The sequence below is a fragment of the Neiella marina genome, from assembly GCF_002165625.1.
Classification (GTDB): domain Bacteria; phylum Pseudomonadota; class Gammaproteobacteria; order Enterobacterales; family Neiellaceae; genus Neiella; species Neiella marina.
The window spans coordinates 1-20,774 of sequence record NZ_NGNS01000003.1 but is presented as its reverse complement, the minus strand read 5'-3'; the positions used below and the strand labels follow the sequence as shown (position 1 = coordinate 20,774).

Below are 20,774 nucleotides of genomic sequence, written 5' to 3'. Positions count from 1 at the left end.
TACGTTAGAACTCATTAAAAAGATAGCGAACCAACGGAGCAATTCAAATTTGCGAATGCCATGAATCACCGTCAGCAGCCCCCCCACATCAACAGAATAGTTAGCTTACTTTTATGCATGCTTTTGTTATCAGCGTGTTCACAAGAACCAGCTCCCACGCAAAATCAATACTGCCTAAACACAAACCGCAGTTGTTTTGCGCTAGATCAAAGCGCAGTAAAAATAGTTCTCAGTCAACCTTTAAAAATTGAACAACCCATCAGTTTTCAGATCAGTTGGCCGAGCAGTTGGTCTGTTACCAAAACAGCCGCGCGTTTGGTCGGTAAAAACATGTACATGGGCCAGATCCCAATCGCGTTGTCGCCTCCATCACCAAAAGGTTTTGTGGATGGCGAGTTATTAGTTATCGCATGTACCCGTCCTGATATGGTGTGGCAGCTGGAGCTTGATGTAGAATTAGCAGACGGTCAGGTTGTCCAAGCCCATTGGCCTTTTTTAATGACACATACGGAGTAAGATATGCCCTCGTTCGACATTGTTTCTGAAGTCGATGAAGTAGAACTGAATAATGCTGTGAGTAACTCAACTCGCGAACTTGACACACGTTTTGATTTTCGTGGTGTTGATGCAAGCTTTAACCTTGCTGACATGGTAGTCACATTAAAAACTGAGTCGGACTTTCAACTGCAGCAGTTGGAAGATATTTTGCGAAAGAATCTGGCCAAGCGGAATGTCGATCCTAATTCGATGGAATTGGGTAAATTGGACCGCACCGGTAAAATGTTTATCCAGCCGATCAAATTCAAGCAAGGCTTGGAGCAGGGTTGTGCTAAAAAGCTGGTGAAACAAATCAAAGATAGCAAAATCAAAGTTCAAGCCAGTATTCAAGGTGACAAACTGCGTGTCACTGGCAAGAAGCGTGATGATCTGCAACAGGTGATCGCGCTACTAAAAGGTTCTGATACCGATCAGCCGCTGCAATTCAATAACTTTCGCGACTAGTTGAACAACGCCTTGTGGCAAAAGAAAGGGCACCGATTGGTGCCCATTTTTATGATTAGCTTTCTTCGATGATGTACACGTTGCCTTCGGTCAATTGGTCAAGGTGATATTGCCAAGCACTGACATCCCAATTTTTGCGCTGGCCTTCACTAATCGCCTGACGCATATTCTTCACCACCTGCGTGAAATCCCTTCCTTCGCGATTGATGTGCGACACTGCAAGTAAGTAGAAATATTCCGGATGGCGGTTATGGCTTTCTTTAATTTGTTCTAAATAAGCAATAGCACCATCAAGATCACGCAGCGAGTTGTCGCTAGAATTCAGCTTGATATCAATGGCTCGGAGCGTGGACGCAAGGTGGTCTTTGGTTATCGCCGATTGATACCAGAACAGCGCTTTTTTATCGTCATGAATGACCCAAGGGCTGGTTTGCAACAATTTGCCCAAGCGATATTCGGCGCGCGCCAAACCATATTTGCTAGCCTGAGTGATCCAATGGACCGCCACTTCAATGTCTCTTTGTTCGCGATACAGCTTCATACCATATTCATACATGGCAGATGGATGGCCTTCGTTCGCCAACGCCAACAAGCGCTGTTCTACTTCGCCTTCCTCGCGGCTTATCCAACTGAAGTTCAGCAGGGCAATGGCATACTCGTAGCGCTCGCTAAGGGTAGTGCCTTCTTTTAGTTTGTAAACGTGGCGACGAATGCCCTCATAGAGCTTTTCGTTATCATTTCTCAAAGCATCTCGGTTAAAGGCGGCGGCCCCCAAATAGGCGCGATTAACAAACTCCACCGGCTCGCCGTCAAATTCCGGTTTATCACCAGGGAACAGGGCATAATTGTCGACCAGCGTTTTCGTCCAGCCAAAGCGCTGAATCTCGGAAAGGTTTCGCACTGTGCCATCTTCGCTGATGTCATTGTCGACGATCAGAAAGGGTTTACTTGGCGTCGACATCATGAATGCCGTTTCACCGCTGTACTCCGCGCTTTCCTCGAGAAACTCATACAAGCTGTCGGTCTCCCAATCATCAGGGTGGAATCGCTGTTGCAATTCTTGTTTACCGCCAAAGGTGACTCGCTTGCCAATGTGTTGTGGATTAATCGCGGGGTTGTATGTGGTGGCGTTATTGTTTTGCTGCAGCTGAGCTTTGACCTTAGCCAGCATTGCATTAATTTCAGCTCTGTTGTCAGCAGGTAACTTGGCCAGCATTTTATCGACCATGTTGGCTGCATCATGATAATTTTTATCGGCGGCCATCGAGAAGTAGATCAGCGCATTAAGGCTATCCTGCTCGGTGCCTTTGCCAAAATTGTGCATCACCGCTAATTGATAATGAGCATGGCCAAGCCCCAAATCGGCCGCTTTTTCATACTCAACCAGAGCCTGCGGATAATTACTTTCTTTATACAGGCGATCTGCTTTCAAGACGTCAGCTGCCGACACTGAGCAAGGTAAGGCGATCATGATGGCAGCGAGTAACTGTTTAGACATTTCGATAATCCCGTTATTTTGCGGCTAAACCAATCATAAAACTACAAAAACGTTCATTTAACGCTACGTCCAATACCCCAGATCGTCAAGTAAACGGCCTGGCCTTTACACAAACTTTACATTTGATGACGTTGTGTTTGCGTTTGAATGGATTAGCCATTGTTGGATTTTGCCGTTGTATTGCTCTGATCGGGCATCAAAAATATTGTATACAATTTATCGCTTCAGCCTTGAGTTATTGGTTTAACTCGGTAAGGTGTGGCTCGGTAATCCCCACAATGAAACGAATTCGGCTATGAAAAACTGGTTGCGCCTCGCGCTCGTTATTCCATCTATTGTTGCTGTTAGCGCAAATGCGCAACAATTGACGATCGAACGTATCTTCTCAAGTCCGACGCTTCTCGGTAAAAGCGTCAGAGGCGTTAAAGTTGCGCCCGATGGTTCCAGAGTAACCTTCTTGCAGGGCCGTGATTCTGATTACAACCACTATGACTTGTGGGAATACCACATCGCGAGTGGCGAAACCCGAATGTTGGTCAACTCCGATAAATTCCATCAGGGACCCGAACAGCTATCTGATGAAGAGAAGGCAAGAAGAGAACGCCAGCGCATCTATGGTAAGGGCATCATGGAGTACCACTGGGCGGCGGACAGTTCGGCGTTATTGTTTCCCCTCGGTGGTGACGTGTTCCACTATCAGTTGCAATCCGGTAAAGGCAATCAGCTAACCAGTACGCCTGAATTTGAGACTGACGTACAATTTTCTCCCAAAGGGAATTACGTTTCTTATATCCGCGAGCAAAACCTGTACGTTAAGGAAATCGCTAGCGGTCGAGAAATTGCAATCACTACCAAGGGTGGTGGCGCGATAAAGTTTGGTATGGCTGAGTTTGTCGCTCAGGAAGAAATGGAGCGGATGACTGGCTATTGGTGGTCACCAGATGAAAGCCATATTGCTTATACCCGCACGGATGAAACTGGTGTTGAGATTCAAGTTCGCAATGAGATTTACGCAGATCAAATTAAGTTGTTCGAACAACGCTATCCTGCTGCTGGCACGCCTAATGCGGTAATTGAGCTGGCAGTATCGAACCTTGCTACCGGCAACCAGACTTGGATTGATTTAGGTGATAACACCGACTTTTATTTGCCACGAGTGAAGTGGTTTGCGGACAGTAAAGCCCTGTCTTTCCAATACCAAAGTCGCGATCAGCAAAACCTCCAGCTACGCGCTTATGATCTGCAAACGAAACAGCAATCGACACTAATCACTGAAACATCAGATTCTTGGGTCAACCTGCATAGCGACTTGTACTTTTTAAAAGACAAACAGCACTTTGTTTGGGCGTCGGAACGCGATGGTTTTAAACACCTCTATCTTTTTAAAACTAATGGTCAATTAGTGCGTCAGCTCACTAAGGGTGACTGGGTCGTCAACGAGCTCAAGCGTGTCGATGAAAAAGCGGGTGTGGTGTATTTTACCGGCCGTAAAGATACGCCACGCGAACAACACCTCTATCGAGTACCTCTAGCAGGCGGCAGCATTGACAAAGTCTCGACTCGTGCCGGCATGCATAAAGTGACTTTTGCCAAAAAGGGTGGCACCTACGTCGACAACTTTTCATCAACGTCAACTTTACCGCAAGTCAGTGTTCATAATGCCGATGGCAAGCACCTGACTTGGTTGGAGCAAAACAAAGTCGACGCCACTCACCCTTATCAGCCATATCGTTCTGGTATGGTGGCGCCAGAGTATGGCGAGTTAAAGGCCGATGATGGACAGACCTTGCTGTACGAGCTGTATAAACCAGCTACCATCGACAAGGGTCAAAAACTACCGGTGATTCTTTACGTCTATGGCGGACCAAAGGTAGGTCAGCAGGTGACCAATAGCTGGAGCCGTAACCAATTTCTTACTCAGTATTGGGTACAGCAAGGTTATGTGGTGTTCTCGCTTGATAACCGGGGTAGCTACCACCGGGGTAAAGCATTTGAGTCCCCGATTTACAAACACCTAGGCGTTGTTGAAGTCGCCGACCAACTGAAAGGGGTGGCGTTCTTGAAATCATTGCCTTATGTCGACAGCGACAGAATAGGCGTGTTTGGCCACAGCTACGGCGGGTACATGGCGCAAATGCTGATGTTTAAAGCCGGTGAGCAATTTGCTGCGGGGATCTCTGGAGCCCCTGTTACCGACTGGTTGCTGTATGACACCCATTACACCGAGCGTTACTTGGGTCACCCGGCAACCAATGCCGAAGGCTATCAGGCATCTGCAGTGTTTCCTTATGTCAACGATTTAGCAAAACCGCTATTGATTTATCATGGAATGGCAGATGACAACGTACTGTTTACCAATGCCACCAAGGTTTTCAGTGAGTTGCAAAAACAAAACAAATCGTTCGATATGATGACTTACCCGGGTGCAAAGCATTCGATGCGTGGTAAGGCGACCAAAGTGCACCTGAATCACACCATCATGAATTTCTTTGAGCGTCACCTGAAGCAATAAACAAGAAAGCCGGCGTTAAAGCCGGCTTTTTTACCAGAGACTATTTATCAAGAGCCGGAGTCATCGGCTTTGTCGCTCACCTGGGCTGCCTGTAAACGTTGGTACTTGCGAGAGAACGATGTTAGCAAGCGACCATTGCAGACCAAATTTCGAACTTCGCTTTTGCTTAAACCCAATTCCGAACCAGTTGCTGTGGCCGCTTCAACTCCCTGCTGGGCAGCAACCACACAAACTTGGCTTTCAATACTTTGGTTGGCCGCAACGAACTTCATAGATGTTGAGCCAAATGCTGGACTAGCGATAACGACTAATGCGCCAGTAAGGGCAACTAGTGGTTTCATGATCAACCTCCGCAGAATAAAAAATGCAATAAACGTACGACAAACATTGATTTTGAGTGGTGGCACTCACAATCAATCAACGGCTTGATTGTTGATCTAGTTCACACTTTTGGCAAGGTTAATTTTTGAACAATTGACCGGCAACCAAAGCAGTCGGTCAACTAAACCATTAATTGTTTAACCAAAAAGCTGGTTTAACTCCGCCCTAATGCAGTTTGGATATGGTTCATTTCATTGTCAGTCAACTGGTACCAATACATAGCAATGGCGCCTAGCAGGGCAATACCACCAGGAATTAGCGTGAACATCATTTGAATACCATGTACGGTTGAATCTGATAGTGTTGTGTTGGCCTCAAAACCGAAGCCGGCCAACAAGAACCCCGTTGCTGCACCGCCAATGGTCCATCCCATCTTCTGGCCAAATGACGCGCCGGCAAACACCAAGCCAGAAGCGCGACTACCAGTTTTCACTTCTTGGTAATCGACAATATCGGCATACATGGCAAATACGATAGGGACGGTTGGACCAGACAAAAACGAACTAATGAAATGAAGCAGGTAGATACCGGTTAGATTGGTGTTTCCACAGAGGTAAATGGCCGCCATCATCACTGCGTTGCACACCATTAACACCATATAGATGTACTTTTTATCGGCCCAACGGATGAACCATTGCGTCGCACCTGCACCAACTAAATTGGCGATTGAACCGCCAACTAGAAACCACTTTGCCGCACTCTCATCCTCGAGGAAGTACTTGAAGTAGTGCATGGTAATGCCATTTCGAATCGCTACAAAGCCGAGTGAAAATATGCCGACGATAAATAACAGAATGAATGGCGGGCTTTGCAGTAACTTGGCAATCTCAACTTTGACATTGTGTTTGCTTTTCTCTGGCTGAATGCGTTCTTTGGTCAGAGCAAACGACAGCACCAATAAAATCGCCAATACAACACCATATACAGCCATGGTGCGCTGAAAACCGAGCGCTTGATCGCCGCCGCCTAAACGTTCAACCAAATCAAAGGTAAAGTGAAGCACCAAGATGCCGGCGCCATAGGCACCCATGAATCGCCAAGACGACAAAGACGCGCGCTCTTTCGGATCATTGGTGATGGCACTCATTAGCGACGAGTAAGGGATATTGATAGCCGTGTAAATCATCCCCACCAGAAAATAGGTGCCATAGGCATACATGAGTTTGCCATCGGTACTAAGATCCGGTGTGGTGAAGGCGAGGGTGGCAACGATTGCTAAAGGCACCGACCCAAACAACAGGTAGGGACGAAACTTTCCCCAGCGTGTCTCGGTACGATCGGCAATGATGCCCATGATTGGATCATTGATGGTGTCCCATACTCGGGTAAGTAGCAACATAGTGCCAATTGCTGCTGCTGAAATTCCAAACACATCGGTGTAAAAATAGATTTGGAAATAGATAAATGTCATCCACACGAAGTTAAAGGCCGCATCGCCCAAGCCATAACCCACTTTTTCGCTAAGCTTAAGCTTTTCCATCTTGACCAAAACGAACTCCTACTCATGATAACGTTTTCATAGTGTCATATTGTTGTACCGGTTTTGGGTGAATGGAACAAGCGAAAATGGTCAGAGTGTGAGATCGACGCAAATAACTGGCGTTCACTTGACTGGTTGTTAACTGACAGCTGTTCTTTACGTTTTGTAAAACTTTATTGCAGTGATGACCAATCCACCAAGCAATAAAGTGGCATACAATATGCGAACCGACAGAAGCAGGGAACAACATGAAAATTAAAAACATAGCTGCTGCAATAACCATGCTGGCAACTGGTATGGCGCACGCATATTCAACTGACAATACTCGTTTGTTACGCTTTGCCGACATTCACAAGGATCAGGTGACCTTTGTTTATGCTGGTGACATTTACATTGCCAATCACAAGACAGGCGAAAGCCAACGTCTCACTGATCATATCGGCTATGAAGCCTTTCCTAAATTCTCGCCAGATGGCAGTAAGATCGCGTTCTCTGCCGAATTTAATGGTAGCCGTCAGGTGTACGTGATGAATACCGACGGTTCGGCGCTAAAACAGCTCACGTATTACAACGATGTTGGCCCTATGCCGCCGCGCGGTGGCTACGATTACCGCGTTCTGGACTGGACGCCAGATGGTAAAAAAGTATTGTTCCGCGCAAATCGCTTGCCATGGGGCGAGCGGATGGGGCGGCCATACACCGTATCGATCGATGGTGGCATGGAGCAGCCTTTAGCTGTGCCGGAAACGGGCGGCGGCATGCTAACTGCCGATGGCAGTAAATATGTTTATACACCGATTGATCGAGAGTTTCGCACCTGGAAGAGGACCCGCGGCGGCCGAGCGCAAGATGTGTGGGTTTATGATTTAGAGAACAACACATCCGAACAACTGACCAGCCACCGTGCTACTGACCATCAGCCAACCGTGGTTGGCGACACGATCTATTTTGTCTCGGATCGAGAGTACACCCTTAACTTATATCAGTATCAGCAAGGTGGTGCGCCGATAAAACTGACCGATCATCAAGAATTTGATGTGCTGTGGCCATCAGCTGGACCAGATGCCATTGTCTATGAGAATGGTGGTTACCTGTATCGCTTTGACCCGAGCACCAAACAGTCAAGCAAGCTGACCATTAACATTGCTGGGCTGCGTCAATACGCCGAACCATATAGTAAAAATGTGAGTAAATTTATCGACACCATGAGTGTCGATAATGGCGGCAATCGAGCGCTGTTTACTGCTCGTGGTGAAATCTTCTCAGTACCAAAAAAAGACGGTGTCACTCGTAACTTATCGCTAACCCCTAGTGCTCGTGAAATTGATGCGAGCTGGTCGCCCAATGGCCGTTACATTGCCTACATGAGCGATGCTACGGGCGAGTATGAGATCTACTTAAAAGATCGTTCCAACAATAATAAAGTCAAACAGTTAACATCAGATGGCAGCATTTGGCGTTTTACTCCTGTGTGGTCTGCCGATAGCAAATATCTAATGTATGCGGACAAGAACCATACCTTATGGCTACTTAACGCCAAAAGCGGTAAGCAGACCAAAATCGATGTTGCTAAGTACAACGAAAATAGTCTCAGAACGTACGTTTGGTCACCAAACAGCGAAGATATCGTGTTCGTTAAGAACAATGAAAATCGCTACAGCTCGTTGTGGCATTACAACCTCAAGAGACGCAAAGTGACTCGTTTGACTGACGACATGACGTCCGAACAGGAGCCAACATTTTCACCCGATGGCCAGTACCTGTATTTCAGTTCGCAGCGCGATTTTAATCTGACGTTCTCAAGCTTCGAGTTCGATTACTTGTTTAACGAAGCAACACGCATCTATGGCGTGGCCGTTAATAACGAAGTTGCAGCACTGAATCGTTTCTCTAGCGATGAAGTTGCGTTTGGCGATGACGATGAAGACAACGATGATGTTCCAACAGAACTAGATCCGCGCAACTTTATGCAGCGCGTCGAGGTATTAACGGCCAAAGCTGGTAATTACCGTTCGCTACATGCAGTGAAAGATGCTGTATTGGCAATGTCTGATAGTGAATTGAAACTGATCGAGACGGGTCGGGATGGCAAAGTCAAAACAGTGGCCGATAAAGTCGACTCCTTCACGGTGTCTACTAACGGCAAGCATCTGTTGGTGAAGCATGGCGATAATTTCAGCATTGTTGAACCAAAAGAGAAGCAAGATCTGGCTAAGAGCCAGCTGAATCTCGACCAAATGATGTTGAAAATCGATCCTGCCATTGAATGGCAACAAATGTATGTTGAGGGTTGGCGCACACTGAGAGACTGGTTCTACGATGAAAATCATCATGGCCAAGACTGGGATGCGATCCTAAAACGCTATCAGCCCATGGCCAATGCAGTCGCACACCGCTCGGATCTGGATTATGTGTTCAGTGAAATTGCTGGCGAAATCAATGCTGGTCATATTTACGTGCAGTCGGGTGACATGCCAAAAGCTGAGCGCAAGAAACATGGTTTACTCGGAGCTGAAATCATCAAGCACAAGAGCGGCTTTGCACAAATAAGTTCGATCTATCAGGGCGAGAATTGGCACGAAAACTTTAGAGCGCCATTGAGTGAGCCCGGTGTTAAAGCAGCAGCAGGAGACTTTATCGTCGCTGTTCAGGGCCAACGCACCGATAGTGTTAGCAATTTCTATGAATTGCTTGAGAACACCCAAGGCCAAGCCATTGAGCTATTACTGAGTGAAACGCCAAGCACCAAACGGACTTGGAAGGTAACAGTTAAACCTGTGGCCAGCGAGCTAGGGTTGCGTTATCTCGACTGGGTAAGATCGCGCATCGCCTACGTCGATAAACTGTCAAATGGCCGCATTGGCTACGTTCATTTGCCAAATACAGCATTTGACGGTAACCGTGAGATGTTCAAAACCTTCATGCCACAAACTACCAAAGATGCTTTGATCATCGATGATCGTTACAACGGCGGCGGCTTCATTCCAGAGCACATGATCACTTGGTTGGCACGTAAACCACTCAATTATTGGAAACGTCGAGGCGTTGAGCCAACCAAAACGCCACAGTTTGCTCACGACGGCCCGAAAGCGATGTTGATCAATGGTTACTCAAGCTCTGGTGGTGACGCATTGCCATACTATTTCCGTCAAGCTGGCCTGGGTAAACTAATCGGCACCCGCACTTGGGGTGGCTTGATTGGTATTTCTGGTAACCCGAGCTTAGTTGATGGTGGACAAGTGATTGCGGCAACCTTCCGTATTCTCGATAACGACGGCAACTGGATTATTGAAAATGAAGGGGTTACACCTGACATTGAGGTTGTTGACCGGCCAGAACTTGTTTTCCAGGGCAATGATCCATCACTTGAGCGTGCTGTTGCTGAGTTGCTCAACGAGCTCAATGAGAACCCTAAAAAACCACTCACAGTGCCGCCAGCACCATCAAAATTTTAATGGCGACCCAACTCGCGGGCGTGGCCGATTGATCTATCTTAAAGCTCTTCACCTATAACAATGTGTGTCTGTGGAGGTGCTTATGAACGCCAATGAATTGTGCAGTGGAATGATCGTCGACTTCAAAAACCAAGCCGTTGAAGTGTTAGCCGTTGACGCTGATACGGGTCTAGCTGCGGTGCGAAATTGCAGCAGTTATGAACGAACTCAAGCTCAATGTGAACAGCTATCACTTGACCCTCAGCTGCACACTGACAGTTTCAACTATTACTGACAAATACTAAGGGCAGCTGACTCAACAGTGCCCTGGGTATTTATTGATTTTGCTGTACTCGACTGGCGATGGTGTCTTGGATAAGCGTCGCCCGGGTTAGTTTAGCCTCCGCTCTTGTACTGAGCCCTTCATACTCAGTAAGAACGTCTTGAATGACCGCCATAACGTAAGCGTTGTATTCACTGTTTAAACTTGATGATAACGCCTCAATCTCATCTTTTTTGGCAACCAACGCTTCGGATAATGCCGACATTTCGGTACCCACAGAGTGAATAATTGAAGTAATCGATGCTTCATCCAACTCGGTTTTTAATATTTCCCGAAGTTCTGCCTCCGCTTGCAGAATGGGGCTGGGCTGCACTGACTTGTCGGTCAGACGGCAGGCTTGGTCTTTCAGGTGCGATGCCAAGGTGTATTGCTCGTTTTCGTCATTGCTATTGTAATAGAGTTCGAGCAGTTGCTGGGCGGAGCACTCGTTCCAGCCGTCGAATGCATCGGCTAGTTTAGCAAGGCTTACCGATGCGGTTTTCGGCGTCATGTCCATATGCTCCAGTAAGGTATTGACAGCCAAAGTTGCAAAGTCCTTGGCATAACAAATGCTCTCACACAACGATTCTGCGACGAAAATTGAGGCGTTGGTTTCGCTGTTATGGCGCAGACTAACATGCACCATAATCCGGCCTTCCGTATTGCGATTAGTGAGTGAAACAGTGAATCCTTTGTAGTCACAGAACACGACTTCCTGTCGATCAACATCTCGTTTGCGTATCTTAGATAGCGTGCTCAATTGTGTTACCTCAGAAATTACATCGTAGTTAGGGATTTTGGTCAAAATCGAATATTGATTCTGGCGCCCTATAAATTTCTACTGCTGGAAATTAATTACAAACAATTCGGCAATTCCTAGGTGTAAAAGTTCCCGTAACTTGTTCATTTTAATTAATATCATTCAAACATGCGTGACTATTTTGCAATCTTATTATCAGTAATGTGACTGTCAATGACTGATACTCCAATACTACCATTGTTTTGGTTGCTACTTGTGACTGAAATATACTTGTTAAACCTAAAAATAGTGCGTAAATCTGATTGGGGAACTAAAGTGGAGAACGCGAGAAGTATGACGTCAATAATGTGTATGTTGTTGATATTGTTTATTTATATTTTCAAGGGCTAATTTTTTGTCATCAATAACGATAATGATAGAAACTAAATTTACGTAAAATAATGGTGATTACTTCATTGAGTGGAGTAAATTAAATCAATTTCTAGCGAGTCGCATGTTATTTAATGTTTAATTCCTTTGCTTTTGTGTTAATGAAAATTTAAGTTTATTTATTATCTGCGCTATGAATTGCCTCAGTACCTTTATCGATTTAATGCTTCGCCTAGAGGCTTAAAATAAGATAGTAATGCATGATGAATAACGGCTCGGTGATTCAAGTCCGGATATAACGCAAAGTGCTCAGCATTTGTTGTTCCAGAAACAAGGTAGGAGTTGTCAATACCTGAGCAGGACTCAACGACGGCCTCAAAGGCCCTTGCCATCATCTCGGTCGGCTGGGAAAAATAATTTGCCGCGAGTGACCTGTCAGCTTTAACACTTCGACAAACATAGTCGTGCTTGTCTTGGCCGTCTTCTGTCAGCAGTACAGCATCAAAAATCTGTAACAGCTTGGTATTTAAAGGGTGCGGGATATGATTGGCTGATTTCAACCAACAGTCACTTGCAAAGATAATGCGCGATTGAGGGCCTGACCGATCACCAATATCAAAGGCTTTTTCGGCAATGTAATGATCAAATGCATGCCAGAACTCATGAGCAAGGGCGCCAGCACCGAAATTTTTGGCTAATGCCAACTCACGTTGATTGGGGGCGTAATGGGCCTGCACACCTTTGCGGCCGCCGCTACCAAACGCCAAATTTAGATTGCCACGCAAGCCAATTGTTTTGGGGGGTAATGCCAACACGTAAGCAAGGTCCGCCAGCGAATCGAAGATTAAGTTTGCTGCTAGCGCTTTTTCTTCTTCAGTGACCCATCGGCCGATACGAATATTGCCGATGCCAAAGGTATCACGGATGTCGATGAACGACACTTGTTCGCCATGACGGTAATCAGGACCTTTACGCGTTTTGTATTTAAAGCTGGTTAAGCGCAAAATTTTCCTTGGTAATTGTTATCATGTGCAGCTATCTGGCAACGATTATACATAGCAGCCATCATCCTCAACTAGAGTGACTTCCTTGACCGATCATAATTTCAACCAACTAAACCTAAAGCCGGCTTTGACCAACAATCTTGAATCCTTGGGCTATCAATCAATGACGCCGATTCAAGCTCAAAGTCTACCGCCCATTATTGAAGGCAAGGACGTCATTGCTCAAGCGAAAACCGGCTCCGGTAAAACGGCGGCATTCGCCTTGGGTGTTTTACAACGGCTTAACGTCAAGCGTTTTCGAGTTCAGTCATTAATTCTTTGCCCAACCAGGGAGCTGGCCGATCAGGTTGCCAAAGAAGTCCGTCGACTAGCGCGGCAAATACACAACATCAAAGTGTTAACTTTGTGCGGCGGTGTGCCAATGGGGCCACAAATCGGCTCATTAGAGCATGGTGCTCACATTATTGTGGGCACGCCGGGCAGGGTGTATGACCATTTATCAAAAGATCGACTCGACTTAAGCGAACTGGACATATTGGTGCTCGATGAGGCTGACCGAATGCTTGAAATGGGATTTCAAGATGCCATTGATGCCATCATTCAGTATGCACCTGCGACGCGCCAATCCTTGTTGTTTAGCGCAACCTTTCCGCCCAAGATCAAATCAATTGCGGAACGTGTCTTGAGCAATCCGACCATGGTCAAAGTAGAACAAGCTCACGATAGCAACAGCATCGTTCAGCGCTTCTACAAAGTATCGGATGTCGAAAGTCGTTACCAAGCGCTACGTCAGTTGTTGCTCAGTCATCAACCAGAATCAACCGTGGTGTTTTGCAATACCAAGCAAGAGACCCAAGATGTTGCTGATTATCTGTGTGAAGACGGCTTTAGTGCAGCTGCGCTTCATGGTGACTTGGAGCAGAAACAGCGCGATAAAACCCTTGTTCGTTTCGCCAACAAAAGCACCTCAATACTTGTGGCAACGGACGTCGCCGCGCGTGGCTTAGATATCGATTCGCTCGATGCGGTAGTTAACTACCATGTTGCTCATGATCCAGAAGTTCATGTTCACCGCGTTGGCCGCACTGGCCGTGCAGGTAGCAAAGGTCTGGCATTGACCTTATTTAACGACAAAGAAGGCTATAAGTTGGCCATGATTGGGGACTACATAAAGATCAGCACCGATCCCTCATCGCTGCCGAACGACGCATCGGTGTACCAATCGCCAATGAAACCACCCATGGTGACCTTGTGTATTGATGGCGGCAAAAAACAAAAAATTCGTCCAGGCGATATTGTTGGTGCGTTAACCGGCAATAACGGTATTGATGGCAACGACATTGGTAAAATTGATGTGTTTACTTTTGTCGCTTACGTGGCGATAAAACGCTCTGTGGCGAAAACTGCTTTTACCAAACTGACTAACGGTAAACTCAAAGGTAAGCAGTTCCGCGTATGGCGGGAGCGCAGTTAAGGCCCGCGAGCCACTATAAGCCGCGGGCGTTTGCTGTTAGTAGCCTTGGTAGTCATCCTCTAAAGTAATGACAGCGCTGGCATCGATCTGGGCGGCATTAAAGCCGACTGACACCATAAACTGACCAGCATTGACCCGCCAACCTTTGCTTTCAACATCGCAATAGGCGAAGTCTCTTAACGTTAACGTGAAGCTCAGGCTTGCCCGCTCGCCAGGTTCAATGACTGGTTTAGCAAACCTTTTTAGCTCTTTGTTCGGTCGCTGGAGTGTTGGAGACAACTCGGAGGTATAGAGTTGCAGTACTGCGGCGCCCGCACGCTCACCTGTATTTTCAACGGTGACGGTTACCGCGACTCGATTTTGGCCATTGACGTTAACCACCAAATCGGACAATTCAAAATTGGTGTAACTCAAACCAAAGCCAAACGGAAACAGCGGCGCAATATCATGCTGATCATAATGACGGTAGCCGATATTCAAACCTTCGCCATATGCCACGTTGCCATCTTGGCCGGGGTAGTTGAGCGGAGAATTGGTGTGGGTTGGATTATCAGACCATCTGCGCGGAAACGTTTGCGGCAATCGCCCGCTCGGTTCCTGATCACCAAAAATGACATCGGCAATGGCGTTGCCACATTCTTGCCCCGGATACCAAGCCTGCAAAAGTGCCGGTACCGATTCGAGCCAAGGCATTTCTACTGGCCCGCCAGTTTGTAACACCACAATGGTGTTAGGGTTGGCCTTTAACACAGCTTCGACCAATTGGTTTTGCGAACCGGGGAGGCTTATGTTTTCTAGATCACTGCCTTCGGTATCCCATTCACCTGAACGGCCCACAAAGACAATTGCCGTGTCGGCGCTGGCAGCGGCTTGAACTGCTTGCTGGATCCCTTCGTTCCCTAATGGTTGGGAAATACCAAGGCGCCAGCCTGACACCATAATGTTGTCGGGTTGGCGGTTACAAAAGCGAATCTCAATGTCATAGGATTTGCCTGCTTCGAGTTGCAGCGGTACAACAATTTCATCGCAACCTTCTTCAAAGAAAGTACGCCCTTTTTGCCACTGCGTTGTGGCATCAAGCACTAATTCGCCATCGAGGTAAACCTTGGCATAGCCGGCACAATGAAAACCGAGGTTATACAGCCCAGTCTCAGGTGCATCAAAGGTGGTATTGATGAGTGCCGAAAAATTGAACTTTGAGACCTTGTTATCAGCAAAGTCGGTATCCCAAAATGCGATGGCTTTATCAAGTATCTCTTGATAAACCGGCTCGCCAGCCCAGTGTTGATTGTCATAAAAGGCAACCGTAGTTTTGCCTTGATGCAGCGGCTCCCAACGGTAATTACTGCAACCTTGGGCATACACTAAACCTTGTTCGCCGAGTTTAGCCACCAGTCCGTCCCAAGGCGAAATACGATAGTGAGGCGTCAATTGTGCTGAGCCGCCACCCATGATTTGGGCGGTTTTGGCATTGGGCCCGATAACCGCGATTGTGCCGCAGCTTGTCGTATTGAGCGGCAATATCTTGTGTTGGTTTTTAAGCAGTACCGTGCCCTCGGCGCCAGCTTTACGGATCAGCGCCCGATGGCTTGGTTGGTCATCACTGCGTTCAACAAATGGCTGGTCGTCATCAATAGAACCTACGCGGCACATTAGCTTAACGATGGCCATTGCGCGGGCGCGAATGGTATCTCGACTGACTTCACCGGCTTCCACCGCCGCTAACAGCTTGTCGCCGCGATCACGTGTCGGGCCGGGCATTTCAAGATCCAGTCCAGCGTTAATTGTCGGAGCAGTAGAACGCGACCCATACCAATCGGACATGACTACGCCGTCAAAACCCCAATCGTTGCGCAGCGTATCGGTGAGTAGCCATTGGTTCTCTGCGGTGTAGGTACCATTGAGTTTATTGTAGGAAGACATAACGGCCCAAACGCCCGCCTTTTTAACGGCATCTTCAAAGGGGCGGAGGTAGAGTTCGCGCAAGGTACGCTCGTCAATCACTGAGTTTATCGTGGTGCGCTCAAACTCACTCTCGTTGCCTGCAAAGTGTTTGATGGTGGAGGCGACGCCCTCGCTCTGTTGTCCTTGAATATAAGATGTCGCTAAAGCGGCGGTAAGCTCGGGATCTTCAGAAAAACATTCAAAGTTGCGGCCGTTGGTGACACTACGGTGAATATTTACCGTTGGCGCCAATGACACGTGAGCGCATTTAGATTTCACTTCTTGCGCAATGGCTTGACCTACTTGTTCGATTAAGTCGGTATTCCACGTTGCGCCTAAACTAATCGCCGCCGGAAAAGCCGCTGCAGTGGTGGCGTCGACGTATGTACCGCTTCCTCGTGCGCCGTTAGGGCCATCGGTTACCCGAAGTTTGTTGATTGCTAGACGCGGAATGGCTGGTAATGACCATAAGTCTTCGCCTGACAGTAGAGACACTTGTTCTTCCAGGCTCATTTGGTCAACCAAAGGGTCAACGTGTTTGTCATGTGGCATGTTGTATTGCTCCTAATTTACTGCATTTGCAACGTTGTAAATTCGATTTGTAACGATTTAAAATGTTTAAATCCACATGTTGAATCACGTTTTTCCGAAGTATTGTCGTTGCGTGTTTATGTGGCTAGTAACAATTGATTGGAGCAGTAAAAGAATGGCAAAAGTCACGCTAAAGACCATTGCGGATGCACTTGGTTTCGCCGTTACCACAGTATCGCGAGCACTCAAAGATGATCCGGCAATCAAGCTGCAGACAAGGCGAGTGATTCAAGCCAAGGCTAGGGAACTCGGCTATGTGCCGGACCGAGCTGGCGTCCGTCTTCGCACCGGTAAAACCAACGTCATTAGTTTGGTGCTTCCAGTAGAACCTAATATGTCGAATGTGGTGACTCGCCTGACGGTATCCATCGCTGAGGTGTTAAAAGGCTCGAGCTATAACCTAAATACCAGCTATTGGTTTGAAGACGACGATCCGCTAGCGCTGGTCAAACAGATTGTTGAGACTCGCTCAGCAGACGGTTTGATCCTCAACTATACGACGCCGGACGACCCCAGAGTCCGATACCTAATGGAGCAACAATTTCCGTTCGTCACTCATGGGCGGACAAGTGCGGACGATCGCCATTCATACTTTGATTTCGACAACCAAGAATTTGCCCGTTTGTCAGTGAACAAGCTCAGCTTGAAAGGGCGCCGAAAAGTCATGGTCATTCTGCCGCCGCCAGAGTTGAGTTACGCCGAACATTTGCAGCGAGGCATACTCTTAGGCCAACAGCAGACCGGTGTGGAATTAGTATCCTGCTCAGCGATTCATTCCGATTCGCCCTCAGCAGATATCGAGAAAGAGGTGACGGTAATGTTGTCAGCAATGCCAGATATCGATGCCATCATTGCCAGCTCTTCAACCGCAGCTATGGTTTCTGTTTCTGTGCTGGAGTCGCTCGGACGTGAACTGGGAGCGGACATTGATGTACTGGGGCGTGAGGCGGCACCATTTCTTAAATTGTTGCGAAAGAACTTGTTGCTCGCCAATGAGGATGTCGGCAAGGCTGGCAATTTTCTCGCACGCGCGCTGATCCACGCCATTGAACGCCCTCATGAAGCGCCAATGCAAGGAATGGATATTCCGACTATTGAGCAAATCAGCTAGCGCAAACAGAGCAGGGCGCGTCTAGTTCATTCATTGCTCATTCGACATTTGAATATATTGTTACAACAAATAGCGAGAACTAATCTCGGCAAAGCATAGAATGGCCTCGAACGACGCTTATAAAACTCACCGCTCGTGGTGCGCATAAAATGGATAGTAATGAATGAATAAGCTACAAAAATTTGCCGGTGTTTCAGCTATTTCTGAGGCATTAATCTATATTGCTGCCTTCGTCTATTTTGGCGCATTTTGGGCCTATCCCGCAGACGGCACCGCATTAGAGAAAATGACCTATTTGGCTGACAATCAACTCATTTTTTCAATGATTTACTTTTTAATGTACGCCGTCTTTGGCGTTTTCCTAGCCGTTCTGGTGGTTGGCTTATATGAGAAGCTAAAACTAAATGATGATCCCCTGGCTAAGGTGGGATCCGTGTTCGGTGTTGTTTGGGTTGTTCTGGTCATTGCAAGTGGAATGCTCGCAAATGTCGGGCTGTCATATGCAGTCAGCTTAATGGATGTATCCGCCGAGAAAGCGTTTGATATGTGGAGAATGATCTCTGTGCTAATCGAAAGCCTAGGTGGAGGAAACGAATTAGTTGGTGGGCTTTGGGTGCTGCTGATTAGTATCGCGGCACTAAAAGCCAAGGTATTCCCTCGAGGGTTAAATTACCTTGGTTTCATTGTTGGTATCTCCGGTATTGCCACCGTATACCCAGATGAAACACTGACAGAGATCTTTGGCATCACTCAGATTATTTGGTTCTTGTGGCTTGGCGTAGCCATGTTAGGCCAAAGCAACGTTGGCAGTTCTGTGCAAGGTAATGCATGACCTCAGTGACTTGTTGTTTTCAGACTACTCGTTCGAGACTATTCAGCCTAGTGATATTGGCGTTCGTTAAAGTCTCAGAATAGAGCACGTAACTCAGAACGGAAGGCCGTTCTGAGTTCTACGTAGAATCTCCACACCACAACATGGTTATTCGCACTGAGAATCAGAACAGCGCTCGATGTAAATCAAAAGGTTGCAGCCATACTTCAGAATGGCTAGAAGCACCCATTCTCGGCTAGTTCAGAATGGGCTAACTCCATTCAAACTTATTTTTTGCCCCAAAACGTAAATGGAATCCACGTATCTACAAAATGATAACGTGCGCTCAGACTTGAGCTGAGATATATCCGATTCTGAGGCGGTGGCTGGCAGTTTAGATTTGAGCTAAATTCTTTTCAGCTATACATCTAGCCGGATGATTTGGCATTCTGAAAGTCATCTTGCTTATCGTTACTCTTATGTACACTGGCTCCAAGGCTATTGTTCTATGATATAGCACGCAATAAAGCTCTTGTGCCTTCCTCTTTTTCATGACTGATTCGTATGTATTCCACAGTATTTCGTCCAGCATTCTTTGCGCGATAAAGAGCTTGGTCGGCATGCTCAATTAGCTCACTTGGAGAAACGCTAGCTATACCACTTGTCACTGTTACAACTCCGATACTTGCTGTTAAAAAGCTTGCTACATTCGATGCCTCATGCGGAATCCCCGCTCTTTTGAGTAACTGTTGTAGCGTTAAAATGACGCCCTCAGGGGAACCCGTATCAGGTAATAATAAGGCAAACTCTTCTCCACCATAGCGAACCGCTAGGTCAGTGGGCCTTCTGATGGCTTTCCGCAGGCATTCAGCAAAACTTTGCAAGCAGTGATCCCCTTGCATATGTCCATAAACATCGTTGTATTGCTTAAAGTAATCAATATCGATTAGGGCGAGGCTTAGACTTGTTTTTTGCCTATGCGATCGGGACAGTTCCATGCTAAGTACTTCATCAAAGCGCCTTCTGTTCGCTAACCCTGTTAGCCCATCTTCCTGGGCTAAAGTTTTAAGTTGTCGATTTAGCGCTTGAATCTGATTCACCCTAGAGAGTATTGAGCGAGTAAAGAAAGCTAAAAGAAATGAGCTTCCCCCTCCTACCAAGGCAATTACCCAAGTCGAAAAACTACTGTGATGGTTCATAAATGATGTTGTGGGAGTAGCCAAAATGCTCCAAGTTTTACCCCAGAAATGAGGCATAGGTTGGCGAATTTCTGTACCTTCAACGATCGGTGTACTCGTTCTCGACTCGTGTACATAAAGTACGCGTTGTTGAGATGGATCACTTTCGTCAATCAGCGTCATTTTAATTCCCAAAGGGCGCTTAGATAATGCCGAAGCATCAAACAACTCTCGGAGCTTAAATACACCAAGTACAAACCCTTTTAAGTTATGGAGGCGTTCCTGCGGGGTGGATGATGGCTGCTTATAGATCGGTACTACTGCAAAAAAAAGCGGAGCATCGTCTTTTTGTTGAACCAGTTTCAGGCCAGCGATTAACTGTGGCGTTCCCGAGGAGGCGGCTTCCATCAAACCAGCTCTCCGTACGCTACTAGAAGCGACATCGTAACCTAAAGCCTCATTATTGCCCTTTAACGGATTTAGATAGTAAATAGGGTAATACACTTCTCTTTTGGCGGCATTTACCATCTTGTTGTTTTGTTGATGCGTGAACCGAAATTCTGGAAAGCGCTTTTTCATCGCTTGCTCATAAAGTTTGCGCTCAGAGTGAGCAACTTTTGGAAGCCATTGAAGTGCTTGGGTGTGCACGTAACTTTCGAGTATTGGGGTCGACACTTGTTGGAACTGTTCCCAGCTGACGTTGGGTTGTGTTTCATATATAGCTGCCAATGTACGCAGAGTTTCAATGTGCCGGCTTATTTCGCGATGCAGTGAAATTGCTCGACTATAGGCGACATGAATCGACCAGCCTTCTCTAGACACTCAATTGCATTACAATTGAATGTCCTGAGGAGGAAACATGTCCCAACGTTTTACCGATGAATTTAAAACCCAAGCAGTAAA

Annotated in this window: 15 protein-coding genes; 8 read left to right on the top strand and 7 right to left on the bottom strand. The window is 46.9% G+C overall.

The features are described 5' to 3' along the window. Positions 1-60: 60 nt before the first annotated feature. Positions 61-516: a hypothetical protein gene (locus CBE68_RS03470; protein WP_143824477.1), complete on the top strand. Its 456-nt coding sequence runs from the start codon at positions 61-63 to the stop codon at positions 514-516. A gap of 3 nt (positions 517-519) precedes the next feature. Then, positions 520-1,002 carry a YajQ family cyclic di-GMP-binding protein gene (locus CBE68_RS03465; protein WP_087504669.1) on the top strand — a complete coding sequence of 161 codons (483 nt, stop codon included), beginning with the start codon at positions 520-522 and terminating at the stop codon, positions 1,000-1,002. A gap of 55 nt (positions 1,003-1,057) precedes the next feature. Here the strand turns inward: CBE68_RS03465 and CBE68_RS03460 are convergent, their stop codons facing one another. Continuing rightward, on the bottom strand, positions 1,058-2,500 hold the full coding sequence (locus CBE68_RS03460) for a tetratricopeptide repeat protein (RefSeq protein WP_087504668.1): 1,443 nt from the start codon (positions 2,498-2,500) through the stop codon (positions 1,058-1,060). Positions 2,501-2,795: 295 nt separating this feature from the next. Between CBE68_RS03460 and CBE68_RS03455 the strand changes: the two genes are divergently transcribed. After that, positions 2,796-5,012, top strand: a complete 2,217-nt coding sequence (locus CBE68_RS03455) for a S9 family peptidase (RefSeq protein ID WP_087504897.1) — start codon at positions 2,796-2,798, stop codon at positions 5,010-5,012. 47 nt (positions 5,013-5,059) lie between these two features. On the opposite strand, the gene CBE68_RS03450 is transcribed toward CBE68_RS03455, so the two are convergent. Both CBE68_RS03450 and CBE68_RS03445 read right to left on the bottom strand, forming a co-directional pair. Next, positions 5,060-5,353 (bottom strand): hypothetical protein, encoded by a 294-nt coding sequence (locus CBE68_RS03450; RefSeq protein WP_087504667.1) that lies wholly within the window; start codon positions 5,351-5,353, stop codon positions 5,060-5,062. A 194-nt stretch (positions 5,354-5,547) separates the two neighbouring features. Beyond that, positions 5,548-6,873 (bottom strand): MFS transporter, encoded by a 1,326-nt coding sequence (locus tag CBE68_RS03445; protein WP_087504666.1) that lies wholly within the window; start codon positions 6,871-6,873, stop codon positions 5,548-5,550. Between the two features lie 248 nt (positions 6,874-7,121). Between CBE68_RS03445 and CBE68_RS03435 the strand changes: the two genes are divergently transcribed. Continuing rightward, positions 7,122-10,328, top strand: coding sequence for a S41 family peptidase (locus CBE68_RS03435; protein WP_087504664.1), 3,207 nt, complete (start codon positions 7,122-7,124; stop codon positions 10,326-10,328). Positions 10,329-10,410: 82 nt separating this feature from the next. Continuing rightward, the gene (locus CBE68_RS18625) at positions 10,411-10,602 is read left to right on the top strand and encodes a hypothetical protein (protein ID WP_143824475.1); all 192 of its coding nucleotides are present in this window, start codon (positions 10,411-10,413) and stop codon (positions 10,600-10,602) included. A 40-nt stretch (positions 10,603-10,642) separates the two neighbouring features. On the opposite strand, the gene CBE68_RS03430 is transcribed toward CBE68_RS18625, so the two are convergent. Then, entirely contained in the window at positions 10,643-11,389 is a 747-nt protein-coding gene (locus CBE68_RS03430; RefSeq protein ID WP_143824474.1) for a hypothetical protein, read from the bottom strand. A gap of 581 nt (positions 11,390-11,970) precedes the next feature. Further along, positions 11,971-12,762, bottom strand: a complete 792-nt coding sequence (locus CBE68_RS03425) for a CLCA_X family protein (RefSeq protein ID WP_087504662.1) — start codon at positions 12,760-12,762, stop codon at positions 11,971-11,973. A gap of 85 nt (positions 12,763-12,847) precedes the next feature. Between CBE68_RS03425 and dbpA the strand changes: the two genes are divergently transcribed. Further along, on the top strand, positions 12,848-14,236 hold the full coding sequence (gene dbpA / locus CBE68_RS03420; protein ID WP_087504896.1) for an ATP-dependent RNA helicase DbpA: 1,389 nt from the start codon (positions 12,848-12,850) through the stop codon (positions 14,234-14,236). A gap of 36 nt (positions 14,237-14,272) precedes the next feature. On the opposite strand, the gene CBE68_RS03415 is transcribed toward dbpA, so the two are convergent. Then, positions 14,273-16,732, bottom strand: a complete 2,460-nt coding sequence (locus tag CBE68_RS03415; RefSeq protein ID WP_087504661.1) for a beta-glucosidase — start codon at positions 16,730-16,732, stop codon at positions 14,273-14,275. Positions 16,733-16,886: 154 nt separating this feature from the next. Between CBE68_RS03415 and CBE68_RS03410 the strand changes: the two genes are divergently transcribed. Together CBE68_RS03410 and CBE68_RS03405 are read left to right on the top strand one after the other, a co-directional pair. After that, positions 16,887-17,882, top strand: a complete 996-nt coding sequence (locus CBE68_RS03410) for a LacI family DNA-binding transcriptional regulator (protein WP_158100481.1) — start codon at positions 16,887-16,889, stop codon at positions 17,880-17,882. A 163-nt stretch (positions 17,883-18,045) separates the two neighbouring features. Next, positions 18,046-18,714: a DUF4386 family protein gene (locus CBE68_RS03405; protein ID WP_087504659.1), complete on the top strand. Its 669-nt coding sequence runs from the start codon at positions 18,046-18,048 to the stop codon at positions 18,712-18,714. Between the two features lie 485 nt (positions 18,715-19,199). Here CBE68_RS03405 and CBE68_RS03400 read toward each other — a convergent pair whose 3' ends face one another. After that, a complete protein-coding gene (locus CBE68_RS03400; RefSeq protein ID WP_087504658.1) occupies positions 19,200-20,693 on the bottom strand; it encodes a sensor domain-containing diguanylate cyclase in 1,494 nt (497 codons plus the stop codon). Positions 20,694-20,774 lie beyond the last annotated feature (81 nt).